The organism is Salinivibrio sp. MA351 (genome assembly GCF_001996065.1).
Lineage (GTDB): Bacteria > Pseudomonadota > Gammaproteobacteria > Enterobacterales > Vibrionaceae > Salinivibrio > Salinivibrio costicola.
Genome location: NZ_MUFG01000018.1, coordinates 15,418 through 37,949 on the forward strand (window position 1 = coordinate 15,418; position 22,532 = coordinate 37,949).

19 protein-coding genes are annotated in these 22,532 nt (G+C 49.6%); 13 read left to right on the forward strand and 6 right to left on the reverse strand.

Annotation, left to right across the window (positions count from 1 at the left end):
* Window positions 1-61 precede the first annotated feature (61 nt).
* On the reverse strand, window positions 62-1,090 hold the full coding sequence (locus BZG78_RS10435) for a lipoate--protein ligase (RefSeq protein WP_077661159.1): 1,029 nt from the start codon (window positions 1,088-1,090) through the stop codon (window positions 62-64).
* A 310-nt stretch (window positions 1,091-1,400) separates the two neighbouring features.
* Here BZG78_RS10435 and pheS point away from each other — a divergent pair, with 310 nt between their 5' ends.
* The 6 genes from pheS (at window position 1,401) to BZG78_RS10465 (ending at window position 8,615) form a co-directional block, all read left to right on the forward strand.
* Entirely contained in the window at window positions 1,401-2,384 is a 984-nt protein-coding gene (pheS, locus tag BZG78_RS10440; protein WP_025744396.1) for a phenylalanine--tRNA ligase subunit alpha, read from the forward strand.
* 19 nt (window positions 2,385-2,403) lie between these two features.
* Window positions 2,404-4,806, forward strand: a complete 2,403-nt coding sequence (gene pheT, locus BZG78_RS10445) for a phenylalanine--tRNA ligase subunit beta (RefSeq protein WP_077661160.1) — start codon at window positions 2,404-2,406, stop codon at window positions 4,804-4,806.
* A 404-nt stretch (window positions 4,807-5,210) separates the two neighbouring features.
* Window positions 5,211-5,507, forward strand: coding sequence for an integration host factor subunit alpha (ihfA, locus tag BZG78_RS10450; RefSeq protein WP_077460508.1), 297 nt, complete (start codon window positions 5,211-5,213; stop codon window positions 5,505-5,507).
* 170 nt (window positions 5,508-5,677) lie between these two features.
* Complete coding sequence (locus BZG78_RS10455; RefSeq protein ID WP_077661161.1) at window positions 5,678-6,709, forward strand: succinylglutamate desuccinylase; 1,032 nt, start codon at window positions 5,678-5,680, stop codon at window positions 6,707-6,709.
* Window positions 6,710-6,798: 89 nt separating this feature from the next.
* Entirely contained in the window at window positions 6,799-7,797 is a 999-nt protein-coding gene (gene btuC, locus BZG78_RS10460) for a vitamin B12 ABC transporter permease BtuC (RefSeq protein WP_242413012.1), read from the forward strand.
* Window positions 7,797-8,615: an ATP-binding cassette domain-containing protein gene (locus BZG78_RS10465; RefSeq protein WP_077661162.1), complete on the forward strand. Its 819-nt coding sequence runs from the start codon at window positions 7,797-7,799 to the stop codon at window positions 8,613-8,615. The genes btuC and BZG78_RS10465 overlap by 1 nt, the downstream gene beginning before the upstream one ends.
* Before the next feature lie 13 nt (window positions 8,616-8,628).
* Here BZG78_RS10465 and BZG78_RS10470 read toward each other — a convergent pair whose 3' ends face one another.
* Window positions 8,629-9,093 carry a TerB family tellurite resistance protein gene (locus BZG78_RS10470; RefSeq protein WP_077661163.1) on the reverse strand — a complete coding sequence of 155 codons (465 nt, stop codon included), beginning with the start codon at window positions 9,091-9,093 and terminating at the stop codon, window positions 8,629-8,631.
* Between the two features lie 228 nt (window positions 9,094-9,321).
* Here BZG78_RS10470 and hrpA point away from each other — a divergent pair, with 228 nt between their 5' ends.
* The 5 genes from hrpA (at window position 9,322) to BZG78_RS10495 (ending at window position 14,943) form a co-directional block, all read left to right on the forward strand.
* On the forward strand, window positions 9,322-13,161 hold the full coding sequence (gene hrpA, locus BZG78_RS10475; protein WP_236719508.1) for an ATP-dependent RNA helicase HrpA: 3,840 nt from the start codon (window positions 9,322-9,324) through the stop codon (window positions 13,159-13,161).
* A 181-nt stretch (window positions 13,162-13,342) separates the two neighbouring features.
* On the forward strand, window positions 13,343-13,978 hold the full coding sequence (locus tag BZG78_RS10480; RefSeq protein ID WP_236719505.1) for a murein L,D-transpeptidase catalytic domain family protein: 636 nt from the start codon (window positions 13,343-13,345) through the stop codon (window positions 13,976-13,978).
* A gap of 146 nt (window positions 13,979-14,124) precedes the next feature.
* The gene (locus tag BZG78_RS10485; protein ID WP_131826076.1) at window positions 14,125-14,346 is read left to right on the forward strand and encodes a hypothetical protein; all 222 of its coding nucleotides are present in this window, start codon (window positions 14,125-14,127) and stop codon (window positions 14,344-14,346) included.
* Between the two features lie 61 nt (window positions 14,347-14,407).
* Window positions 14,408-14,731: a hypothetical protein gene (locus BZG78_RS10490; protein WP_131826077.1), complete on the forward strand. Its 324-nt coding sequence runs from the start codon at window positions 14,408-14,410 to the stop codon at window positions 14,729-14,731.
* Window positions 14,728-14,943, forward strand: coding sequence for a hypothetical protein (locus BZG78_RS10495; RefSeq protein ID WP_077661167.1), 216 nt, complete (start codon window positions 14,728-14,730; stop codon window positions 14,941-14,943). Before BZG78_RS10490 ends, BZG78_RS10495 begins: the two co-directional genes overlap by 4 nt.
* 74 nt (window positions 14,944-15,017) lie before the next feature.
* On the opposite strand, the gene dld is transcribed toward BZG78_RS10495, so the two are convergent.
* Window positions 15,018-16,799: a D-lactate dehydrogenase gene (dld, locus tag BZG78_RS10500; RefSeq protein ID WP_077661168.1), complete on the reverse strand. Its 1,782-nt coding sequence runs from the start codon at window positions 16,797-16,799 to the stop codon at window positions 15,018-15,020.
* 98 nt (window positions 16,800-16,897) lie between these two features.
* On the reverse strand, window positions 16,898-18,589 hold the full coding sequence (locus BZG78_RS10505) for an L-lactate permease (protein WP_077661169.1): 1,692 nt from the start codon (window positions 18,587-18,589) through the stop codon (window positions 16,898-16,900).
* A 178-nt stretch (window positions 18,590-18,767) separates the two neighbouring features.
* On the opposite strand from BZG78_RS10505, the gene BZG78_RS10510 reads away from it, so the two are divergent.
* Complete coding sequence (locus tag BZG78_RS10510; protein WP_077460515.1) at window positions 18,768-19,670, forward strand: LysR family transcriptional regulator; 903 nt, start codon at window positions 18,768-18,770, stop codon at window positions 19,668-19,670.
* Between the two features lie 105 nt (window positions 19,671-19,775).
* Here BZG78_RS10510 and BZG78_RS10515 read toward each other — a convergent pair whose 3' ends face one another.
* A complete protein-coding gene (locus tag BZG78_RS10515; protein WP_025744392.1) occupies window positions 19,776-20,483 on the reverse strand; it encodes a DUF3581 family protein in 708 nt (235 codons plus the stop codon).
* 189 nt (window positions 20,484-20,672) lie between these two features.
* Between BZG78_RS10515 and cobB the strand changes: the two genes are divergently transcribed.
* Complete coding sequence (gene cobB, locus BZG78_RS10520) at window positions 20,673-21,389, forward strand: Sir2 family NAD+-dependent deacetylase (protein ID WP_021023193.1); 717 nt, start codon at window positions 20,673-20,675, stop codon at window positions 21,387-21,389.
* Window positions 21,390-21,434: 45 nt separating this feature from the next.
* Here the strand turns inward: cobB and BZG78_RS10525 are convergent, their stop codons facing one another.
* Window positions 21,435-22,478, reverse strand: coding sequence for an extracellular solute-binding protein (locus tag BZG78_RS10525; protein ID WP_077661170.1), 1,044 nt, complete (start codon window positions 22,476-22,478; stop codon window positions 21,435-21,437).
* Window positions 22,479-22,532 lie beyond the last annotated feature (54 nt).

The following is a 22,532-nucleotide window of genomic DNA, read 5'->3' on the forward strand; positions in this document are numbered from 1 at the left end:
TTGCGTGGGATCAAAAACAGAGGGAATTATGTGATGGGAGTCACTATTAATATGTTAGCTATCAAGCGAGGGCGTGGCGCAGCCAAAGGGCAATATCCTGATACATGGCCTGGTGGCTTGGATTTGCCTCTGCCTGGCTGGTGACAAATTGATAGAGTGTTTCCGAGTGATAGGTTTGCCCGATCAACTGGCTTGCCAGTATTTCTATCGGCCCTGGCGTTAAGCTATCGGTGAATAGCTGACAGTCGGCGATTTCGCCATTTTTTACATCTAAATGCAGCTCAACGCCCCCCCATTCGAAGCGTTCATCAAACGTATGCATAAATTGCAGGCTTTTGCCAAAATTCCATTCCCAACTGCACTGTTTTTCATAGATGGCGTTAAAGCCTTCGACATCGGGTTTGGCCTCAGGAGAAATGTATTCAATCTCAGCGGTATTGCCATAGTGGTTAAAGAATGCAGCTTTGATCGCATCACACAAAGCTTGGTGGGTGATCTCCGGGACATAATCGGAAATATTCGCTACCCGCGCGCGTACAGAGGTAATGCCCTTGGCTTGCAGCTTTTTGGGATCAGGGTTGAGGTAATCGCCCAGTCGCGACAAGTTGGCATTAATCAATAGGGTGCCGTGGTGAAAGCCGCGATCTTTGGTTTCTTTATAGGCAGAGCCCGATATTTTTCTTGGGCCTTCGGGCGTCTTCATGGTGAGGTCATTACGTCCACTGGCATCGGCATCTATTCCCAGGTTTTTCAGCGCGTCGAGTACAATTTGTGTTGATACCGACTTGTCGTAACCGGGCTTGCCGGCCATAAAGGTAAAGTTAGTATTGCCGAGATCATGAAACACGGCGCCACCACCGCTTTGGCGTCGGGCTAACACAACGCCGTCTTGTTCCATTTTACGAGTGTTGCATTCGCGCCATGCATTTTGACCACGCCCGATCACCACCGTATTGTCGTTACGCCAAAGAAAGAGCACATTTTGCGCTGATGACATGGTACGGAAAATCGTATCTTCCACCGCCAAATTAAACCAAGGGTGGGTCGAGGTGGATACAAACACGCGTAAAGGATGATTGTTGTCTTGCATACTGACTCCAAATTCGTCGAGATCTCGGCTCGTAGCATAGCAAACTCTTCATCTATGCCAACAAAATGGATAAACCGGTAGCTGATGGCGAGGAAAAATGGCTTAAATGCCGTTTAGCGTTTGGCATTAGTCGTGGCATTAATTAGTATGTAAGGTCAATTTATTACCTGTTCTCTCAGTCAATTGGCATTGAGGCGTATAACAAGACGACTCTGTCAGTTTGCTCAGACAATGGGTGAAACCATGATGTCAGCAGGTATTGTCACGCACCTACCTGGTTTGGACTGCCCAACGGGTCGACGAGGAAACAATGCAACAATTAGAAGAAATTCTTGCGAATGCAACCAATGCGGTGGCCGATGCTGCCTCTGTGGCTGCATTGGATGAAGTCCGGGTAAAATACCTAGGAAAGAAGGGTGAGTTAACCGCACAGCTTCAGGCTTTAGGCAAATTGCCTCCTGAAGAACGCCGCGAAGCGGGTCAGAAGATTAATCAGGCTAAGCAAACCGTGCAGCAGACGATTGCTGAACGTAAGCAAGCACTAGAACGTGCTGAGCTAGAAGCCAAACTGGCCGCCGAAACCATTGATGTGAGCCTGCCAGGCCGCCGGATTGAAAACGGTGGGTTGCATCCGGTAACGCGCACCATTGAGCGTATTGAGCAATTTTTTGGTGAGCTTGGTTTTTCGGTGGAAGCTGGACCCGAAGTGGAAGATGGCTTCCATAACTTTGATGCATTGAACATCGCAGCCGATCATCCCGCGCGTACCGATCATGACACCTTCTTCTTTAACCCTGATTTGATGTTGCGTACCCATACCTCGGGCGTTCAGATCCGGACCATGGAAGCCGGCAAGCCGCCATTCCGTATTATTGCGCCAGGCCGTGTTTATCGAAACGATTACGACCAAACGCACACGCCCATGTTCCACCAAGTAGAAGGTTTACTGGTCGATAAAGACATTACCTTTGCCGATCTAAAAGGTATTTTGAACGACTTCCTTCGCAACTTTTTTGAGGAAGATCTCGAAGTACGTTTCCGTCCTTCCTATTTCCCGTTTACTGAGCCCTCAGCGGAAGTCGATGTGCGCCGTAAAGGTGGCAAATGGCTAGAGATCTTAGGTTGTGGCATGGTTCACCCCAATGTCCTGCGGTCGGTGAACATTGACCCAGAGGAATATCAAGGTTTTGCTTTTGGTATTGGGGTTGAACGCCTAACCATGTTGCGCTACGGCGTGAATGATCTTCGTGCGTTCTTCGAGAACGATCTGCGCTTTTTGAAACAATTTAAGTAATCAGTGGGGCAAGGTAATAATGAAATTCAGTGAATCTTGGTTGAGAGAGTGGGTAAATCCAGCAAACGACACCAACGCGCTTGCCCACCAGATCACCATGGCCGGTCTTGAAGTTGACGAGATTGCCCCCGTGGCTGGCGAGTTTAGCGGTGTGGTTGTGGGTGAAGTGGTGGAATGTGGTCAACACCCTGACGCAGACAAACTGCGGGTCACTAAAATTAATGTAGGTAACGATGAGTTACTGGATATTGTCTGTGGTGCGCCGAATTGTCGCCAAGGCTTAAAAGTGGCGGTAGCCATGGTTGGAGCGGTATTGCCGGGTGATTTTAAAATCAAAAAGGCCAAGCTACGCGGCCAGCCATCATTCGGTATGTTGTGCTCGTTCACCGAGCTGGGTATCGATGTGGAATCGGATGGCATTATCGAATTGCCCGCTGACGCGCCGATTGGTACTGACATCCGTGATTATCTTGCACTCAACGATGTCACCATCGATGTGGATTTGACCCCAAACCGCGCTGATTGTTTGAGCCTACGTGGCTTGGCGCGTGAAGTGGGCGTATTAAACCGCACCGATGTAACAGAGCCTACCATTACGCCTGTTGCTGCCAGCATTGAAGACAAAGTATCGGTGCGCATCGATGCGCCGCAAGCGTGCCCACGTTATCTGGGCCGTGTGGTAAAAAACGTTGATCTTAATGCGCAGAGCCCGTTGTGGATGCAAGAAAAACTGCGTCGCAGTGGTATTCGTTCTATCGATCCTGTGGTGGATGTCACCAACTATGTGATGCTTGAGCAAGGTCAGCCAATGCATGCGTTTGATCTTGGCAAGATTGAAGGTGGCATCGTGGTGCGTTTAGCCAAAGAAGGCGAAGCACTGACCTTACTTGATGGCAATGAAGCCAAACTAAATGCGCAAACGCTCGTTATTGCGGATAAGAAAAAAGCGTTGGCGATGGCGGGCATTTTTGGCGGCCAAGAGTCAGGTGTGACCACAGAAACCCAAGATATTCTGTTAGAGTCAGCCTTTTTTGCCCCGGAAGCGATTCGTGGTCGTGCACGTAGCTATGGTCTACACACAGATTCATCTCACCGCTTTGAGCGCGGGGTTGATCCGGCACTGCAAGCCGCAGCGATGGAGCGAGCCACTGAATTATTGCTGGCTATCTGTGGCGGCGAAGCGGGCGAGATTGTGACGGCTGAGTCCACTAACACCTTGCCGGTTCGTGACACTGTCACGCTTCGTCGTACCAAGCTCGATGGTTTACTCGGGCATGCTATTGACAACAAGGATGTCGATGCCATTTTGACCCGCTTAGGCTGTGCGGTGACGACCACCGATCAAGGTTGGGAAGCAACGGCACCAAGCTGGCGTTTTGATATTGCCATCGAGCAAGATTTGATTGAGGAAGTGGGTCGTATCTATGGCTACGACAATATTCCGACCCGTGCGCCGAAAGCTGCGCTCACCATGCGCGAATATAAAGAAGCGGCGATGCCACTCAAGCGTGTACGTGATCTTCTGGTTGACCGTGGTTTCCATGAAGCGATCACTTATAGCTTTGTTGAGCCCAAGCAACAGGCGTTGATTGTGCCGAATGTGGCGCCGTTAATCCTGCCAAGCCCCATCTCGGCGGATATGTCCGCGATGCGCTTAAGCTTATTACCTGGTTTGCTCAATACGGTGGCCTATAATCAAAAGCGTCAACAACCGCGCGTGCGTTTGTTTGAGTTTGGTTTACGCTTCACGCCTGAAGGCGATATGAGCGGTGACATACGTCAAGATAACATTCGCCAAGAGCGGATGCTTGCCGGGGTTATTGCCGGACCAAGTAGCGAAGAGCATTGGGATCTGACCAGCGCAACGGTTGATTTCTTTGACTTAAAAGGGGATCTGGAAGCGGTGCTTGAGCTAACCGGTCAGTTGAATGATTTCCGCTTTGTGTCAGCCTCTCATCCCGCGATGCACCCAGGCCAAACTGCAGCGATTGAGTTTGATGGCAATGTTGTCGGCTATATTGGTACGCTACACCCAGAGCTAGAACGCGAGTTTGGCTTAAATGGGCGCACCGTGGTGTTTGAGCTGGAATGGCAAGCGATTGATACGCGCTTTATTCCTGAAGCGGCCGGTCTGTCCAAGTTCCCTGCAAACCGTCGTGATATTGCGGTGATTGCTGATGAGTCGCTCGCATCAGGCGATGTAGTCGCTGCGTGTTTACAAAGCGGTAATGCGCTGATTAAAGATGCGCAACTTTTCGACCTGTATACCGGTAAAGGGGTAGAAGACGGGAAGAAGAGCTTAGCGATAGCACTTATTTTGCAATCGGATGAGCGCACCCTAGAAGAGGCCGATATCAGTGACGCGGTGTCGGGTGTCGTGCGCAACCTCTCAGAAAAACTGGGCGTGGTCTTGCGAGATTAGCCCCATTTAAGTGAAAAAAGCAGCGGTAACGCTGCTTTTTTTATGCCTAAATGGCCTAACATCTATACGTTTGAAAAACTGAATAAATTCGCTATATTTGTTTATTAATTGTTCAATTATTGATAAAAGCGTCTAATATTGACCACAGAGGTTGTCCATCTATAGACGTACCGGCAGATAAACGTGTAACGTATTGGTTTAAAAGGTCAATTTTTTGGACATGGCGCTATTTTTTTTCATGTAAAAAAGTTGGCGCAAATCAGCCAGTTGGCATACACTTGTTTTTAAGTGGTTTTCGAATGTTCCTAAAATACAAGGGCTAAAGACGCGTAGACCACGTGTAGAATGGCGGTGTCGATACTGCGGTATTGCCAATATGTTAAACAATTCTTGAGGGAAAACCTATGGCGCTCACGAAAGCCGATTTGGCTGAGAACCTGTTTGAAAATATCGGGATTAGCAAACGGGACGCCAAGGATACAGTCGAAGTGTTTTTTGAAGAAGTACGAAAAGCGCTTGAAAGTGGCGAGCAAGTCAAACTGTCCGGTTTTGGTAATTTTGATTTGCGAGACAAGAATCAACGCCCCGGTCGAAACCCTAAAACAGGGGAAGATATTCCGATCACGGCGCGTCGTGTTGTCACTTTTCGACCCGGCCAAAAGCTTAAAGCACGAGTTGAAAATGCAGAAGTTGAAAAGTAAGCCTATATCAACTTGTCGGTGGTGATAGCACCACAATAGAAAGCCGTGTGCCTTTGGTTCACGGCTTTTTAATTTGTCTATACATGATCACATTGTCAGGATAAAACACTGGGGTTATTGGTTATCTCGTTGTAACGTTTTGTTGTCTAGTTGTAATAAAAGGAAGCATTATGCTGACAGCACGCCCAGGCGCCTTTATTGATGCCGCCCTGACCGCGCCTCACGCGTTCCAAGCCGACCAATGGCAGCAGTCGTCTCTGACCTTTACACACCACATGCCCGGTGTGGTTCGCATCCAACCTGACAACCCCACGGTCTCGCGTTGCGTGGTTTTATCTTCGGGGATCCATGGCGATGAAACCGCACCGATTGAGCTGATTGACGGGTTGCTGGCCGATATTCTCAGTGGCGCATTGATTCCGACGGTGCCGTTACTGCTTATTATTGGTCATGCAGAAGCCATTAAAGCCCATACCCGGTTTATCGAAGATAACTTGAACCGACTTTTTGGTGGCTGGAATCAAGAAAAAAACGAAGAACACCACTTGGCTAACCAGCTACAGCAAGCAGTCAGTGACTTTTTTGCGGCGCAGCCCGCGTCAATGCAGCGTTGGCACTTGGATTTACACAGCGCTATTCGCGACTCTTTCCACTATATGTTTGGCGTGATCCCCACGACGTCTAAAGCGACGGATGTACGCCCACTGGCGGCCTTGCTCAACGATGCGCAAATGGATGCGAGTGTTCTGTCACAATCGCCATCCCCCACATTCAGCTGGTACAGCGCCAACCATCATGATGCCTTGGCGGCGACCTTAGAAATGGGGCGTGTTGCGCCACTGTATGAGAACGACATGCGTGAGTATGCACCGCTTAATCAGACATTACGCACGCTCCTTAGCGAGACTGCGTTGCCCTCGACACTGACACCCATGCGTTTTTATCGAGTAACACGCACGTTGACGAAACACACCGAGCAGTTTGCGCTGACGTTTTCATCCTCGGCGAAGAACTTTACGCCGTTTCAGCAAGGTGAATGCTTAGCCACGGATGAAGGCATGAGCATTTATGCTGAGCAAGACGGTGAGGTCGTGATCTTCCCCAATGCGAATGTGCCGGTTGGCCATCGTGCTGGATTATTAGCCACGCCTTTTCGCCCTGATGCCGACCAGCCCTTGTATGTGAATACAACATCAGCGTAATTGCGTACTCTTGCCACACGCTGGGCGTTAGCGCTTTTCAACCGTTGATTCAGTCGGTAAAGTACATTGCATTATTATGTGCTAAATAGATGGTCGAACGACCCATGCAAGTGTCATCACTCACCGCCCGCCAACATATCCGTTGGCGGCGCGCGTTATGTCTTTTTTCCTGTCTTTTGTTGTTAGCCAGTGGCGTGGCGCTGAGTGTGGGAGAGCTCTGGATTAATCCGCTCGCGCCCGATTCGCCATTGGCGCAACAACTGCTGATCCAGCTGCGTTTGCCTCGGGTGTTAGCTGCATTATTGATAGGAGCGTCGCTGGCGATGGCGGGAGCCAGCTTGCAAGTATTGCTGGGTAATCCTTTGGCTGAGCCGGGTGTGCTTGGGATCTCCGGTGGGGCGAGCATTGCGGTCGTCTTATTATTGCTGCTTGCACCTACGTGGGTATCAAGCTCGCATATGGCGATTGCTGCGATGCTAGGCGCCAGTGCCTTTACCTTGATATTGGTGATGTTGGCACGCCGGGCATTAGCCACGTCCCGAATTTTATTGGTGGGGGTTGCCCTGAGCATCTTAGCCGGCTCGGGAGTGACATTGGCATTTTATTTCAGCACCGACTTTAACCTACGCCAATTAATGGTTTGGTTAATGGGTTCGCTATCGGGCATGCGTTTAGAGCATGTTGCGATATTGTCGATAACGTTACCTTGTATTGCGCTATTATGGCGCTACGGGCAAAAACTCGATCAACTCATGCTTGGCGACCAACAAGCACAGCAATTGGGACTTGATACTCATCGGCTGCGTTGGCAGTTGATTGTGCTCGTGAGCATACTGGTTGGGGTATCGGTTGCGACGGCCGGTGTGATCGGCTTTATTGGCCTAATTGTGCCGCATTATTTGCGCTTATGGTTGGGCAGCCGTAATAGCTACTTGTTGCCAATGTCGGCGCTTGCCGGCGCATTATTGCTTGTCTGTGCGGATACCATTGGACGGCTTATTATTCCCTCGGCGGAGTTACCTGTCGGCGTGGTAACCAGTGTGATTGGTGCACCTTTGTTTATTTGGATGTTAGTGAGGGCAGGGTAATGGTGGTTCATGCGCAAGATGTGAGTTTGCCGCCGAGGCTTTTCCCCCTTTCCCTATCCGTTGAAGCCGGGCAGGTGGTGCATTTAATTGGGCCTAATGGCAGTGGCAAAAGTACCTTGTTACAGCTTCTGTCGGGATTAGAGATGCCAGAAGCTGGTCACATCGCGATCAATAGCCAACGTCTCAGCGGTCAAACCCGGCAAACATTGGCGCAGTGGCGCGGCTACCTGATGCAGCATCAACGTCCGGCGTTCGTCATGGCGGTGTTTGAATACCTTAATCTGGTGCTTGATAGTTTACCAAGATCAAGCTTACAAGGACAAAGCTTACCAAGACAAAGCTTACAGCAAATGGCTGGCAGTGCACGTGATGAGGCGGTGAATCATATCGCCTCGCGTTTAGCTGTTTCCGATAAACTCCATCGGCGCATTGATAGCTTGTCCGGAGGAGAGTGGCAACGTGTTCGTCTCGCCGGCGCTTTGTTGCAAGTGTTGCCGTCACTTAACCCTCATGCGTGTCTGCTATTACTGGATGAACCGGCAACTGGGCTTGATGTGGCACAACAAGAAATCATCTACCAAGAAATTAGCATGATGGCAGCAACTTATGGCATTGCGATTGTGATGGCGAATCACGATCTCAACCGGACATTGGTACATGCCGATAAGGTATTATTGCTTAACCAGGGACGCCTTGTTGCCACTGGGCGCCCTGGGCAGGTGTTAACCGATCGCCAACTTTCAGAGGTGTTTGCGACCCCGCTCGAGCAAGTCTCCACGGTAAATGGCCCCGTGATTATGCGTGCGCGAACGAGTTAACTACCACGCGTTGCTAGTCACGTTCATCGTTGTCGATAACCGTTAATTTGGCGCGAATAAAGTCAGCATGATCGACATAAAGTAGATCGGCCGTTTTTCGAATCACGGCTTCCTCTAAGGGGTCGATGTTTTCATCAGCGTAAGCCACCGACCACATGGCTTCGATAAGCAAAATCCGTGTGTGCGGGTCGAGATCGCGTAATTTGTCGGTATATTCATAGAGTGACGTTGCATGCTCACTGTGTTGTCGTGCTTGCTCAAGTAACGATTCAGCTTGCGTGGTCTCAAGCGATAACAGTTGGCAGATCCGTGCTTTCTTGGTCTCCTTCTCCCTTTCATCAATATCATGATCCGCCATGGCGACTTCACTGAGCAGGCCAGCCATCGCTTGATGCCGTGATAAGCCTGCCTGATCGCCCTGTTGCCCCAGATCGGCCGCAAAGGCAGATTCTAATTTACTAAATAGCTGTTTAAGCATGGCGCTTCTCCCTACTGCGAAGTCATTTAGGTCTGTCATAGAATACGGCGCGAATCCTATGCAGGTTTGATTCTTTTTACTTTGTGATAGGATGCGACACCAATCAACCTTAWTTATCGGCTGTGACACTGATAAACGCCTTAAAAGATTAAGCAGTAAGCAGGAATCGCCTTGAGTTCACGTCATCACAACACGCCAGACACGCTATTTGCAGCCTTAAACGATTGTATGCTGCAAGACCGTTTTCGCTTTAAAAAACGCATTCACGGTGCGCAGAAAATCAATAAAAACGATGCCAAACAGGCCGTTTACGATCAAATCGCCGCGGATATGGCGCAAAGCATGCAGCGCCTTTTATCACGACAAACGAGCACGCCCACCATTAGTTATCCTGAGGCATTGCCCGTTAGTCAGAAAAAAGACGATATTGCCGAGGCTATTGCCAACCATCAGGTAGTGATTATTGCCGGTGAAACGGGATCGGGTAAAACCACTCAGCTACCCAAGATTTGTATGGAATTAGGGCTGGGTGTTGCAGGGACCATTGGTCATACGCAGCCACGTCGCTTGGCGGCGCGATCTGTTGCTTCTCGCATTGCCGATGAGCTTGATGTCGAGCTTGGCCGTAGTATCGGCTATAAAGTGCGTTTTAACGACAAGGTGTCAGATGCGACTCAAGTAAAGCTGATGACTGACGGGATTTTGTTGGCAGAAATTCAGCATGATCGTTATCTCAATCAGTATGACTGCATTATCATCGATGAAGCGCATGAACGTAGCCTCAATATCGACTTTATTCTCGGCTATTTGCGCGAGTTGCTGCCAAAGCGTCCCGACTTAAAAGTCATCATCACCTCGGCGACCATCGACCCAGAACGTTTTTCTAAGCATTTCAACAATGCCCCCATGATTGAGGTGTCTGGCCGCACTTATCCGGTTGACGTGCGCTATCGTCCGTTGGCTGCTGAAGACGATGAAAGCGACCGCGATCAGCTTGAAGCGATTAGCGAAGCCGTCGATGAGCTTTGCACCGAAGGGCCAGGCGACATTCTGATCTTTATGAATGGTGAGCGAGAAATTCGTGACACGGCCGATCACTTGCAACGTCGCCAGTTACGGGATACCGAGATTTTACCGCTCTATGCTCGGCTTTCTGCCGGCGAACAAAATCGTGTTTTTCAATCTCATTCTGGGCGACGGATTGTACTGGCCACCAACGTCGCAGAAACCTCGTTGACGGTCCCGGGGATCAAGTATGTGATTGATCCGGGTACGGCGCGCATTTCACGCTATAGCTACCGCACCAAGGTACAGCGGTTGCCCATTGAGCCAATTTCGCAAGCCAGTGCCAACCAGCGTAAGGGCCGTTGCGGGCGTGTGTCAGAAGGGATTTGTATTCGCCTTTATAGCGAAGACGATTTTTTAGGTCGACCTGAGTTTACCGATCCGGAAATTCTTCGAACCAATCTGGCGTCGGTGATTTTGCAAATGACGGCGCTTGGTCTGGGTGATATTCAAGCCTTTCCGTTTGTTCAGCCACCTGATAGCCGTCACATTAAAGACGGTGTGCGCTTACTCGAAGAGCTGGGGGCAATTAAATCCGGACAAGTGGCCTCCAAGCGTCAGCTGACGGGAGTGGGCAAAACCCTGGCCAAGCTTCCGATTGATCCGCGTTTAGCGCGCATGGTGATTGAAGCGCCTAAGTATGGGGCACTCAATGAAGTGATGGTGATTGCTGCCGCGCTGGCGATTCAAGATCCGCGTGAGCGTCCGGCGGACAAACAGCAACAAGCCGATGAGCAGCACCGCCGGTTTGCCGATAAAGAATCCGACTTTTTAGCGTATGTCAATCTGTGGGGCTACGTGAAAGAGCAGCAACAATTGCTGTCGAATAACCAGTTCCGCAAGCAGTGTAAAAAAGACTACCTCAACTACCTGCGTGTACGAGAGTGGCAAGATGTCCACTACCAAATTACCCAGGTAATGAAAGAGCAAAACAGCGCATTTAACCAAGAGCCGGCAAACTATCAGGCTGTGCATATGGCTTTACTCGCCGGCATGTTGAGTCATATTGGTTTAAAAGACCAAGAGAAGAACGATTACCAAGGTGCCCGCAATGCACGTTTCCATATTTTTCCTGGATCGGGCTTATTTAAAAAACAGCCTAAATGGGTGATGGTGGCCGAGCTGGTCGAAACCTCCAAATTATGGGGGCGAATTGCCGCGCGGATCCAACCCGAGTGGGTCGAACCCTTGGCGCAGCATCTGATTAAGCGCACCTACAGTGAGCCGCATTGGTCTCGGAAGCAGGCGGCGGTCATGGCAAGCGAAAAAGTGACCTTATACGGGATCCCGATTATTGCCAGCCGCAAAGTAAACTATGGCCCGATTGATCCTGTGCTCAGCCGCGAACTATTTATTCGCTCGGCGCTGGTTGAAGGCGACTGGCAGACTAAGCACGCCTTTTTCCGTCAAAATCAAAAGCTGCTTGCAGAGGTAGAAGAGCTAGAGCTTAAATCGCGTCGCCGCGATATTTTGGCAGACGATGACACCTTGTTTGATTTTTATGACCAGCGTCTCGATCACAGTGTGGTCAGTGGTCGCCACTTTGATAGCTGGTGGAAAAAAGCCCGTCAGGACGATCCCGATTTACTGAATTTCGAAAAAGCCATGCTGCTGCAAGGTGATGCGAGCCATGTCACCGAGTTAGATTATCCCAACGTTTGGTATCAAGATAACGTCAAACTCAAGCTCAGTTATCAGTTTGAACCTGGGCAAGATCATGATGGGGTCACGGTGCATATTCCGTTACCAATTCTCAACCAGGTATCTGAAGAGGGCTTTGATTGGCATGTGCCGGGTCTGCGTCATGAGCTGATTGTCGCATTGATCAAATCCTTGCCTAAGCCGTTACGTCGTAACTTTGTCCCGGCCCCCAACTATGCCGATGCAATCTTACAGCGCGTGACGCCACTAGAGGCGCCTTTGCTAGATAGTATGGAAAAAGCCCTTAAGCAGATGTCAGGGGTGACGATTGCGCGTGAAAGCTGGAACTTCAGCCAACTTCCAGAGCATTTGCGGATGCAGTTCCGCGTCGTCGATGATAAAAATCGAACCCTCGCGGAAAGCGAAGATCTGAACGCGCTCAAGGTGTCACTCAAAGATCAGGTTCAGGCCACCTTGTCGGACGTGGCAGATGATGACATTGAGCAGCAAGGGATCACGCAATGGCACTTTGGCCGTTTGCCATCGCGTTATCAGCAAAAAAAACATGGCTTTGAAGTCAAGGCTTACCCGGCACTGGTGGATGAAAAAGACAGCGTCGCGATTCGCTTATTTGAAACGGAAGATCAGCAACTAAAAGCGATGCAGGCCGGACAGCGCCGGTTGATTTTACTCAATGTGCCATCGCCGATTAAGTATCTTCATGCACATTTACCCAACAAATCAAAGCTGGGGCTGTACTTTAACCCCTATGGGCGTGTGCTGGATTTAATCGATGATTGTATTGCTTGTGGCGTCGATAAATTAATTGCTCAGCACGGCGGCCTTACTTGGGAAGAGGCCGAGTTTGAGTCGTTAAAAGAAACCGTGCGTGCAGAGCTAGGCGATACAGTGGTCGACATTGCTCAGCACGTTGAGCAAATCCTGACGCATGCGTTTACTATCAACAAAAAACTGAAAGGCAAAGTAGATTTGTCGATGGCATTTGCTATGTCTGATATTAAAGCGCAATTGGAAGGCTTGATATACAAAGGGTTTGCCACCTACTGTGGTTGGGAGCGGCTGCCGGATATTTTGCGCTATATGAAGGCGATAGAGCGTCGACTAGAAAAATTACCCGTCGATCCGACGCGCGATCGTAACCATATGCTCAAGATAGAGTCGGTCATGAACGACTATAAAACGCTGTATAACAAGCTGCCAAAAGGAAAGCCGGTGCCTGATGAGGTGAAGGCGATTCGTTGGATGATTGAAGAGCTACGCGTGAGTTACTTTGCTCAGCAATTGGGTACCCCGTACCCGGTGTCTGATAAGCGGATCAAAAACGCAATGGCTGCGCTTTAATTGTGGCAACCTTCTGCCACCGTCGACTTGCGCGTGTACGTCGGTCTGCGGTGAGCTGATTAAATTACTTAACTATCAATAGCTAATGAAACCGTGTCTTTATGGCACGGTTTTTGTTTTTGTCAATACAGGCACGCTAACTAGATAGCCTGTATTGCAGTGGCAAAACAAGGAGCACATCATGATGCGATTCATTCTTCCCTCTTGGGGACTTGGGCTGTTGGGCTTACTTACGTTGAGCATCTCTCATCCCGTATTGGCCAGCTTTAAAGATGACGTCAGTGGGCTATATCAATCCCTTCACCTTGAAGGAGAGGTGTCTTATCACGCTTTTGCCGATGCCTACCGTCACTTTTCCCAGCATCACAGTGCCAAACCTGTGATGACGTTGATTGATTATGGTAAGCCGTCGACCGAGAAACGCTTTTGGGTGATTAATGTCAAAACGCGTAATGTCCTTTTTCGTTCGTACGTCTCGCATGGCAAGAACAGCGGGAATCTGTATGCCAAGACGTTTTCTAATCGCGTCAATTCGCGACAAACATCCCTCGGCATTTATCGTGCAGCGGAAACGTATCACGGCAAACACGGCTATTCGCTGCGCTTAGATGGCCTCTCTGAAGGTTTGAATGATAAGGCGCGTGAACGGGCAATTGTGATTCACGGTGCTGACTATGCCAATCCCGCCATGATTGAGCAAAGCGGTCGTCTTGGACGAAGCTGGGGATGCCCGGCATTACCCACTGATTTATCATCTCGTGTGATTGATGTGATCAAAAATGGCACCTTCATCTATGCCTTTTCCCACCAGGCATAAAAAAGCCCGCAAGTCAGTTATCACGATGCATTGCAAAGCTCACTACCGAACAATAACTGTTGCTAGCTTACTGCCAAAATCATCTTCCTTTTACCGCTTAGGCTTAGATTCTGGTTAGCCTTTAGCCTTATGCGATAAGGAGGACAATGATGCGATATATTAACCGGCTCAGTATTGGTTTGCTTTCTGCTTGTGTGCTATCCCCGGCCATATCATTGAGTGCTCCATCGGCACCGGCATTGATGCACGGCGTGGATGGGCAGTTAGCGTCACAAAGCTATCAAGGCTTTTGGGCGAGTGAGAAGCTAGACGGCATTCCAGGGGAATCCCATTCATGCACCGCAATCGTTTCTGGCTGCCTTGCCTAATGTGCCCCTTGATGGGGAGTTATGGGCTGGGCGCGGTGAATTTCAAACCGTATTGCGAACGGTGCTTGATAAGACGCCAAATGACAGTGACTGGCAACGTATTGGTTTTTACGTGTTCGATCTTCCACAACATCCAGGCCCCTTTGCTGAGCGCTATCTGGCATTAAAACGTCTGGCCGAGCAAGGAGGCGACGTGATCCAGTGGGTTGAGCAGCAGCCGGTGGCCAATGACCAAGCACTGGCCGATCGCTTGGCTCAAATCACCGACGCGGGTGGCGAAGGGCTGATGCTGCATCATCCAGAGAGTTATACCTTGGCGCGCGCGTTGATAGCTTGGTCAAGCTTAAGGCTTACCAAGAAGTCGATGTGTCTGTGGTGGGAATGAATCCGGGGCAGGGACGTTTGACCGGAATGATGGGATCACTCCAAGTGCAGATGGCGGATGGCACTGTGTTTAACGTTGGCTCTGGTTTTACCGATCAACAGCGTCAACGCCCGCCTGAGAAGGGGCAGACCATTGTCGTACGTTATAACGGCGTGACGGATAAAGGGATCCCACGTTTTGCCCGCTTTATACGAGAAAAAGTCGCACTCTAGGCGCGACTTGACTCGCTTGTTGTTCGGCGGCTAGTGAGATGCGGTTGTCGATGAGCCTGACGTTGCTGTCTTGGTCACGGTATCCGAGGTTGGGTGCCCGAGGTTGGGTGCCGCAATTGATGGTCAAGACATTGGCAATCGGTGCTGTACTTTTTCTTGCCGGTTTTTCCGATCCCAGGGTTGAAGCTGTTGGTTGGATCAAGCTGATGATAAAAGTTGGCTAAATCGGGCTCTGCCGCATAAAGGTGTCCCACATTATGCTCTGCCGGATATTTCGCGCCGCGGGTTTCTAATTGCGCCAGCATCTTAGCTTTGATTGCTGCCACGTCTGCGCCTTTTTTGATCACATAGTCTTGGTGAAACACATGACAGAAGAAATGGCCGTAATAGAGCTTTGTCACTATGTTTTGTTCAATCTCTTCGGGCAAGTGTTCTTGCCATTCGGTTTCATTACGTTTTAGTGCAATGTCGAGAGCCAAAATGTCTTCACTATCCCGGTGGTGCATAATGTGATAGCGGATCGCTGCACCGGCGGCGGCAAAACGATGCAACATCGCTTTTTTGGCTTCATCCGCATTACAGGCAAAATAGTCACTGTCTGGGTGCTCGGCAAAAAAGCGGCTTAAAAAGGCGGATATCTCATTAATGCCCTCGTCAGAGGCTTTCACGATCAAGTGATGCTCATATCGATCGCGAAATGCCAACATGCGTTTGGGTAAATGCTGAGGAAATAATTGACTGGCATACTGCATCACTTTGTCGGGTAAGGACTTAGGCAGCAGCGGTACTTTGTCTAACCAGGCGGTGATCTGGGCTTTTAAGGCAAACATCTTGGGGATTGAATCGGTACCCAGTTGCCCAATCGCGAGAAACACGTCTTTTCCGTAACGCTCGGCGATATTAAAGGCATCACGGTGCATGTATTCACCGACCTCTGGCAAATGCGACAATTCAGACAGTACACGTCGACGCAGCGTATTGAAGACATCTGGATCATTGGTACCCAGATAAAAAACTTGCTCGCGCTCAGGGATAGGATAGGTGTCTAGTCGCACAGCGAACACAGCGAGTTTACCGGCACACCCGCTTACTTCATGCAGGCGACGTTTATCTGCGTTATAACGAGCAGGGCTGTCGGCATCGACATCACGCAAGATGTGCTCATAGTCATGGGCGGAGGCTTTACGGTCGTCAAACACAACGTCTTCGCGACGGTAATCCCCTTTTTCAACGCGAGAGAGTATGGTTTCTGGGTCGTCACCCAGGGCAATACCTAAATGGTTGACCAGTACTAATTCACCGTGTTCAGTCAGTTGCGCGAATAGCGAATATTCCGTATAAGCTGGGCCACGCTTCACTAGCGCTCCCCCTGAGTTGTTCGCCACGCCGCCGACAATTGAGGCGCCAATACACGACGAGCCGATGACCGAGTGAGGCGCTCGATGGTGGGGACGCAACGTTTTCTCTAAGTGATGCAGTGTGGTGCCAGGGAAACTGATCACTTGCTTGCCATCATCAATCAATTGTAATCCGTCGAGGCGGGTGGTGTTGATAATAACGACATCACGATCATAGTCATCCCCTTTGGGCGTAGAGCCCTCGGTTAACCCCGTGTTAGCCGCTTGCATAATCATGACCACATCGGCTGCAACACAAGCTTGTAGCACGCGCCATTGCATCACTAACGAGGTTGGAAAGATCACGGCCAGTGCCGATCCGCCCCCAGAGCGCCACCCCATGCGATAGTGCTGGGTTTGGCTTTTATCGGTAAGGAGGTTGTCTTTGCCCACGATGTCCGTCAACGTCGAGAGAAAAGTTTGCTGCTGGGTTGACGACAAACGTGATGGGGTATTCATAAGCGTTCCTTTCCTTCATGTTTCAAAGGCTGGGGTCAGCCTAGCTGGCCCGCTTGTGGTGAGGCAGGCCGAGAGACGCTCGGCCTGATGGATTGAGATTACGCTACAGTGAGCACATCAGCAAATTGCAGTATGTTCACCAATATAATGCCAATAATGCCGGCCGCGACTAAATAATACAGCGTGGGTAAAATCGTTTTTCTGAGCGTCGCGCCTTCTCGCCCAAGTAAGCCAACGGTTGCAGAGGCGGCGACGACGTTGTGTATTGCAATCATATTGCCAGCGGCCGCGCCAACGGCCTGTAGAGCAATGACAACCACCGTCGATGCGCCCAGGGTCTGTGCGACTTCAAACTGAAATTGACTAAACATCATGTTCGAAACGGTGTTTGAACCGGCAATAAATGCGCCTAATGCGCCAATTGTTGCACTCAGCGCTGGGAAGCCATCGCCGACCAGATCAGCGGCAAATCGTGCGGTCATCACGGGCATACTGACGAGTTCGGCACCGTTCACGCCTGAGTTGATAAAAATACGCACCATTGGAATCGTAAAGACCAAGACAAAGCCGGCGCCGATCAGTGTTTTACTCGACTCCCGTGCAGCTGTCATTAGTGGGGCTAATTGACGAGCTTGTAATAAGACGGCGAGTAAGGCCACAAATGCCAGAATGCCCCCAGGGAGATATAAAGGCTGAATGGCGGCATTGATGCCCGTTTCACCAAACAGAGCGGAGAAACTTAAGCTCACATCCGTGAGTGCGGTTTTAACGGTTGGGCTGATGCGGCTAATCACCAAGAAGACAGCTAATAGTATATAGGGCGTCCAAGCCATTGCCATGCTCATGGGTTTATCTTGGATTTTAAGGTCCATTTTTAATGATCCTAGCCAATGTGTCGGCCACGTGGATTCATCATCAAAGTCCCACTGCGTCTTGGGAACAAGAAATCCTTTCCGGGCGGCTATCGTGACCAGCACAATACCGACGAGCCCGCCGAGTAGTGATGGAAACTCCGGGCCGAGCAGCCAGCCGGTGAGCGCGTAGGGAACCGTAAAGGCTAAACCAGCAAAAATCGCAAAAGGCGCGACCGCCAAGCCTTCTTTCCAGCTTTTATTTTTTCCAAAAAAACGGGTCAGCATCATAGCCATGAGCAGCGGCATAAGGGTGCCGATCACCGCATGAATAAACGAGACTTGCGTGGTAATTGCCTGCAAGTAGGTGGCCCAATCGCTGCCGTTGGCGGTGAGGGTCTGACCAATAGCATGACTGTCTAATCCTTTATTAACCCCGACGATAATGGGGGTCCCCACGGCGCCGAATGACACAGGGGTTGACTGGATCATCATGCCGACCACTACCGCTGCAAGCGCAGGGAAACCGATGGCAACCAAGAGTGGCGCGGCAATTGCAGCAGGTGTCCCAAACCCAGATGCTCCCTCAATAAAAGAGCCGAAACACCAAGCGATGATAATGGCTTGTATTCGCCTGTCGTCCGAGATAGTGGTAAAACCATTTCGAATCACGGTGATCGCGCCTGTGTGCTTTAACGTGTTAAGTAAAAGGATGGCACCAAACACGATCCACAGGACAGCGGCGGTGATAATGAGTCCTTGGGCAATAGAGGCCGATACGCGGGCTGCGCTCATTTGCCACTGGAATAGTGCGATCAAGACTGTCATGATAAAGGCAACCGGCATCGCCTTTTTGGCAGGCCAGTTTAACCCCACCAGTAAAATAGCAGCCACCACAATGGGTGAGAACGCAACGAGGGCGTAGAGGGTATCTGTCATAAGTATTCCTTAGTTGGGCGTCTCTTCCGTTAAATCACGTAAAAAAGTGGCGTCACTCATGTGTTGTTATTTTGCTGACAGCTCGGTGACGTAATGTTAACAAGGTGTGACATTACGCGTTTACATTTCTCTGATATATGGAAATAATGAAAATAATTACTTCCATTACTGACACAATATGCCTAAAACAGATGATCTCGTTCTTTTTGCTCAAGTTGTTGAGTATGGTTCTTTTAGTAAGGTCGCGGAAATAAATTCCCTGACAAATTCCGTAGTTAGCAAACGTGTTAAAAAGCTTGAAGAAGGCTTAGGCGTGCAGCTTTTGTACCGTACAACGCGCAAACTGACCCTTACTGATGCAGGGCGTACCTTGTACCAAGGTGCAAAAACTGTGAAGCAGGCCGCTGATGAAGCGTTTGATGCTGTTGCAGGACTTGGAGAAGCGATTACTGGGCAGATAAAGATATCCGTCCCGACAATCTCGGGTGAGTTATTGTTAGCCGAAGCGGTCGCTGAGTTTTGTGGTCAATATCCCGGCTTGAATATTGATATGTCTTTGAACAACCGCTTCGTCGATTTGATTGATGAAGGCTTCGATTTAGTGATCCGTACAGGGTACTTGGAAGACTCGAGTCTTATCGCTCGCCATATTCTCGATTCTCAGTGGGTCGTATGTGCAGCACCAGGCTATATTGCTCGCCACGGCAGGCCTCAGCACCCCATTGAGCTTAAACAGCATAACTGCTTGCAATACGCGTATCAGACCACAGGTGCGAGTGATTGGGAGTTTAAAGGCGAGGATAAAAATCAAGTCATCAAAGTGACAGGTAATCTGTCTACGGATAACCCGATTGCATTGCGCCAGGGAGCGTTGAGTGGTCATGGGATCGCTTATGTGCCGCGCTGTTTGGTGTATAACGATTTAATCGAAGGGGATTTGATTGATCTTTTCCCTGATCAAGTGGGAAAAAAACTTGGGATTTACGCGGTTTATCCGTTTACACGTCAACCGCCGAAAAAGGTACGCTTATTGATTGAGCATATTCGCAATAAGTATTTGGCTATTCAGCACTGCTTCTAGTTGGCACGGCTTCTAGGGAATCAGTATTCACTGGGCGATTTCATCACTGTGAGTGGCCCTGACTAGCGAGCTTCAGGGCCGATAGGACACTATTAAGTCACGGGGCTATATGGTGCTGTAAGCGTCTTTTCGCTGATTAAATCGCTCAACCAGGTCTTGAATTGCCGCTTCGCAATAGGGGCGTAATCCACTGGCTACCATGGTCTTGCATCCGTGACCGACTTGTTGGCCGTTAACGATAAAATCGAAGGCGAGCTCGACTTTTCCTCGTTTTCCGCTGACATGCATTGCTGAATCGGAGAGCTCGACTTGCGCAGAGGCAATCGATAAATCGTCGAATGCTAGGCTCATTTTTTCATACATCACCAATGGGCGATCGGTGTTTATCATCATCTGTTGCTCACGCATCAGTGGCACCATGATGTGGGGGAAGTTCTTACCAGAAAACTGAACATAATGAGTAGCTATTTCGGTCGCCAATGCCTGATCATGGCGCACCGCGCCGCGTCGAGTCATTGTTAGGTAGCGCTTTTGATCATCGTCGACGACAGTGACTTCCTCATCTGTTTCAACGATAGTTAAAGGGGTGTTGGCACTGATCATGCCATTAAACTGAATTTCAATTTCCTCACTGATCCCCGTTTTTGCGAGCAAAATAGAAAGGAGCAGATCTCCCGGCACACAAAATCGTGACGCATCGGTATCATGAATGGGGTTAAAGTCACCGGCAACGCGTTTCGCAAAGTCACTCGCTTGTTGGCGAGTAAAAATCAGTTTTCCATCTTGCTCAGAATAATAATGTTCTAAATTCATAGTGAGTAACAGATACGAGAAATAAGCGGCCATTGTAACCCAAGCAGTACCAAGCATTGGTCTAGCCAGTCGTTACATCGCTTATTTGTGAGTTATGTCAACGACTAAGGTCTAAAACCACAATGCTTCAATGGTAAAGGCGAGAGTGGTATAAATGGCGTAGGTTAATGAATTATCAAGGATAGGCGTATGACATTCCCTTATCAACACATCGTAATTTTAACCGGCGCTGGCATATCAGCGGAATCAGGGATAAAAACATTCCGTGATCAAGATGGCTTGTGGGAAGAACACCACATTGAAGATGTTGCAACGCCTGAGGGGTTTGAGCGCAATCCAACATTAGTGCAGCAGTTTTATAATGATCGCCGTCGACAATTACAGTCGGGAGTGAGCCCAAACCTTGCCCATAACGCCTTGGCTTACTTGGAAAAAACAACCCATGCCTCTGTGCTGGTGGTGACACAAAATATTGACGATCTCCATGAGCGAGCTGGCACCCATCATATTATTCATATGCATGGCGAACTATTAAAGGCACGCTGTAGTCACTCTCAGCAAACCATTGATTGGAAAGGTGATATTTCGGTTTCTGACCACTGTCACTGTTGTCAAATGCCGGCACCTTTGCGGCCTCATGTTGTTTGGTTTGGTGAAATGCCATGGGGCATGGGGAAAATCCATGAGGCGTTAAATAAAGCGGATTTGTTTATCTCTATAGGGACATCGGGGGCAGTGTATCCCGCGGCGGGCTTTGTGCATGAAGCGGCAATGCATGGCGCGCATACAATTGAAATCAACCTCGAACCCAGTGCGGTTGAGAGCGAGTTTGATGAACGGCGCTACGGCAAAGCAAGCACCTTAGTGCCTGAGCTGGTGGATGAGATACTGGCGCTTGAGCGATAAATCAGGGGCGTCTTTGCCCCTGACAGTCTAGTACAGCACGCGGGATCACATACCGGCTTTTAAGCGTTGAAAATAATCTTCATAAAGTCGGTTAGCGTCACCTACATCGTTTTGCCATTCGCCGGCAGCCATCACCGACTGTGGTGGATAAATTTGCGGGTTATTTTTAAACGCGGCAGGCAATAACGGATAGGCGGCTTTCACTGGCGTTGGATAACCTATCTGCAGGGCAAGCTTAGCGGCGTTTTCCGGACGTAAGAGAAAATCGATCATTTTATGCGCGGCATCGACGTTTTTAGCATCCGCTGGAATCGCGAGGCTATCCATCCAAAAAATTGCGCCTTCTTCTGGCCACACCATGTCGATCGATGCGCCTTCTTGACGCGCCATGTAGGCACTGCCATTCCAAAGCATGCCTAGGGTGACTTCGCCCGCTAAAAACGGGTTAGCCGGAAAATCAGAATTAAAGAGCAATACATTTGGCATCAACGTTTTAAGTGACTGATAGGCCGCTTTTATTTCTTCCGGATCTGTGGTGTTGGCAGAGTAACCGAGTTTTCGCAGGGCAATATGAAATAGCTCTCTGGCATCATCCATCATCAACAGTTGGCCTTGCCATTTGGGATCCCATAAATCAGCCCAGCTCGAGACATCGGCTTTGTCCATAAAGTCGGTGTTAACGCCGATACCTGTCGCTCCCCAAATATAGGGCACAGAATAATCATTGTTAGGATCAAAAGGTTTGTTCAAGTTAACCGGATCCAGACCTGAAAAATGCTGGAGTTGCGATTTGTCGATTTTTTGTAGCATGCCTTGCTGACGCATTTTAGCGACATAGTAAGTTGACGGCACCACAAGATCATAGCCCTCAGGATGCGTTTTCAGTTTGGCATACATGGTCTCGTTTGACTCATAGGTGGAGTACATCACCTCAATACCCGTTTCATCGGTGAAATCTTCAATAACCGAATTAGGGATATATTCAGACCAATTGTAGAAATACAAAACATCATTGTTCGCGGCGGTCGCGGTAGACGTGAGTAATGCACCGAACAGGGTAAGCGCAAAAAAGGGGGACCATTTAACCATGGTGAGCTCCTCGTAACACAAAAAGGAGGGCGGCTGACCTGTCAACTGCCCTGG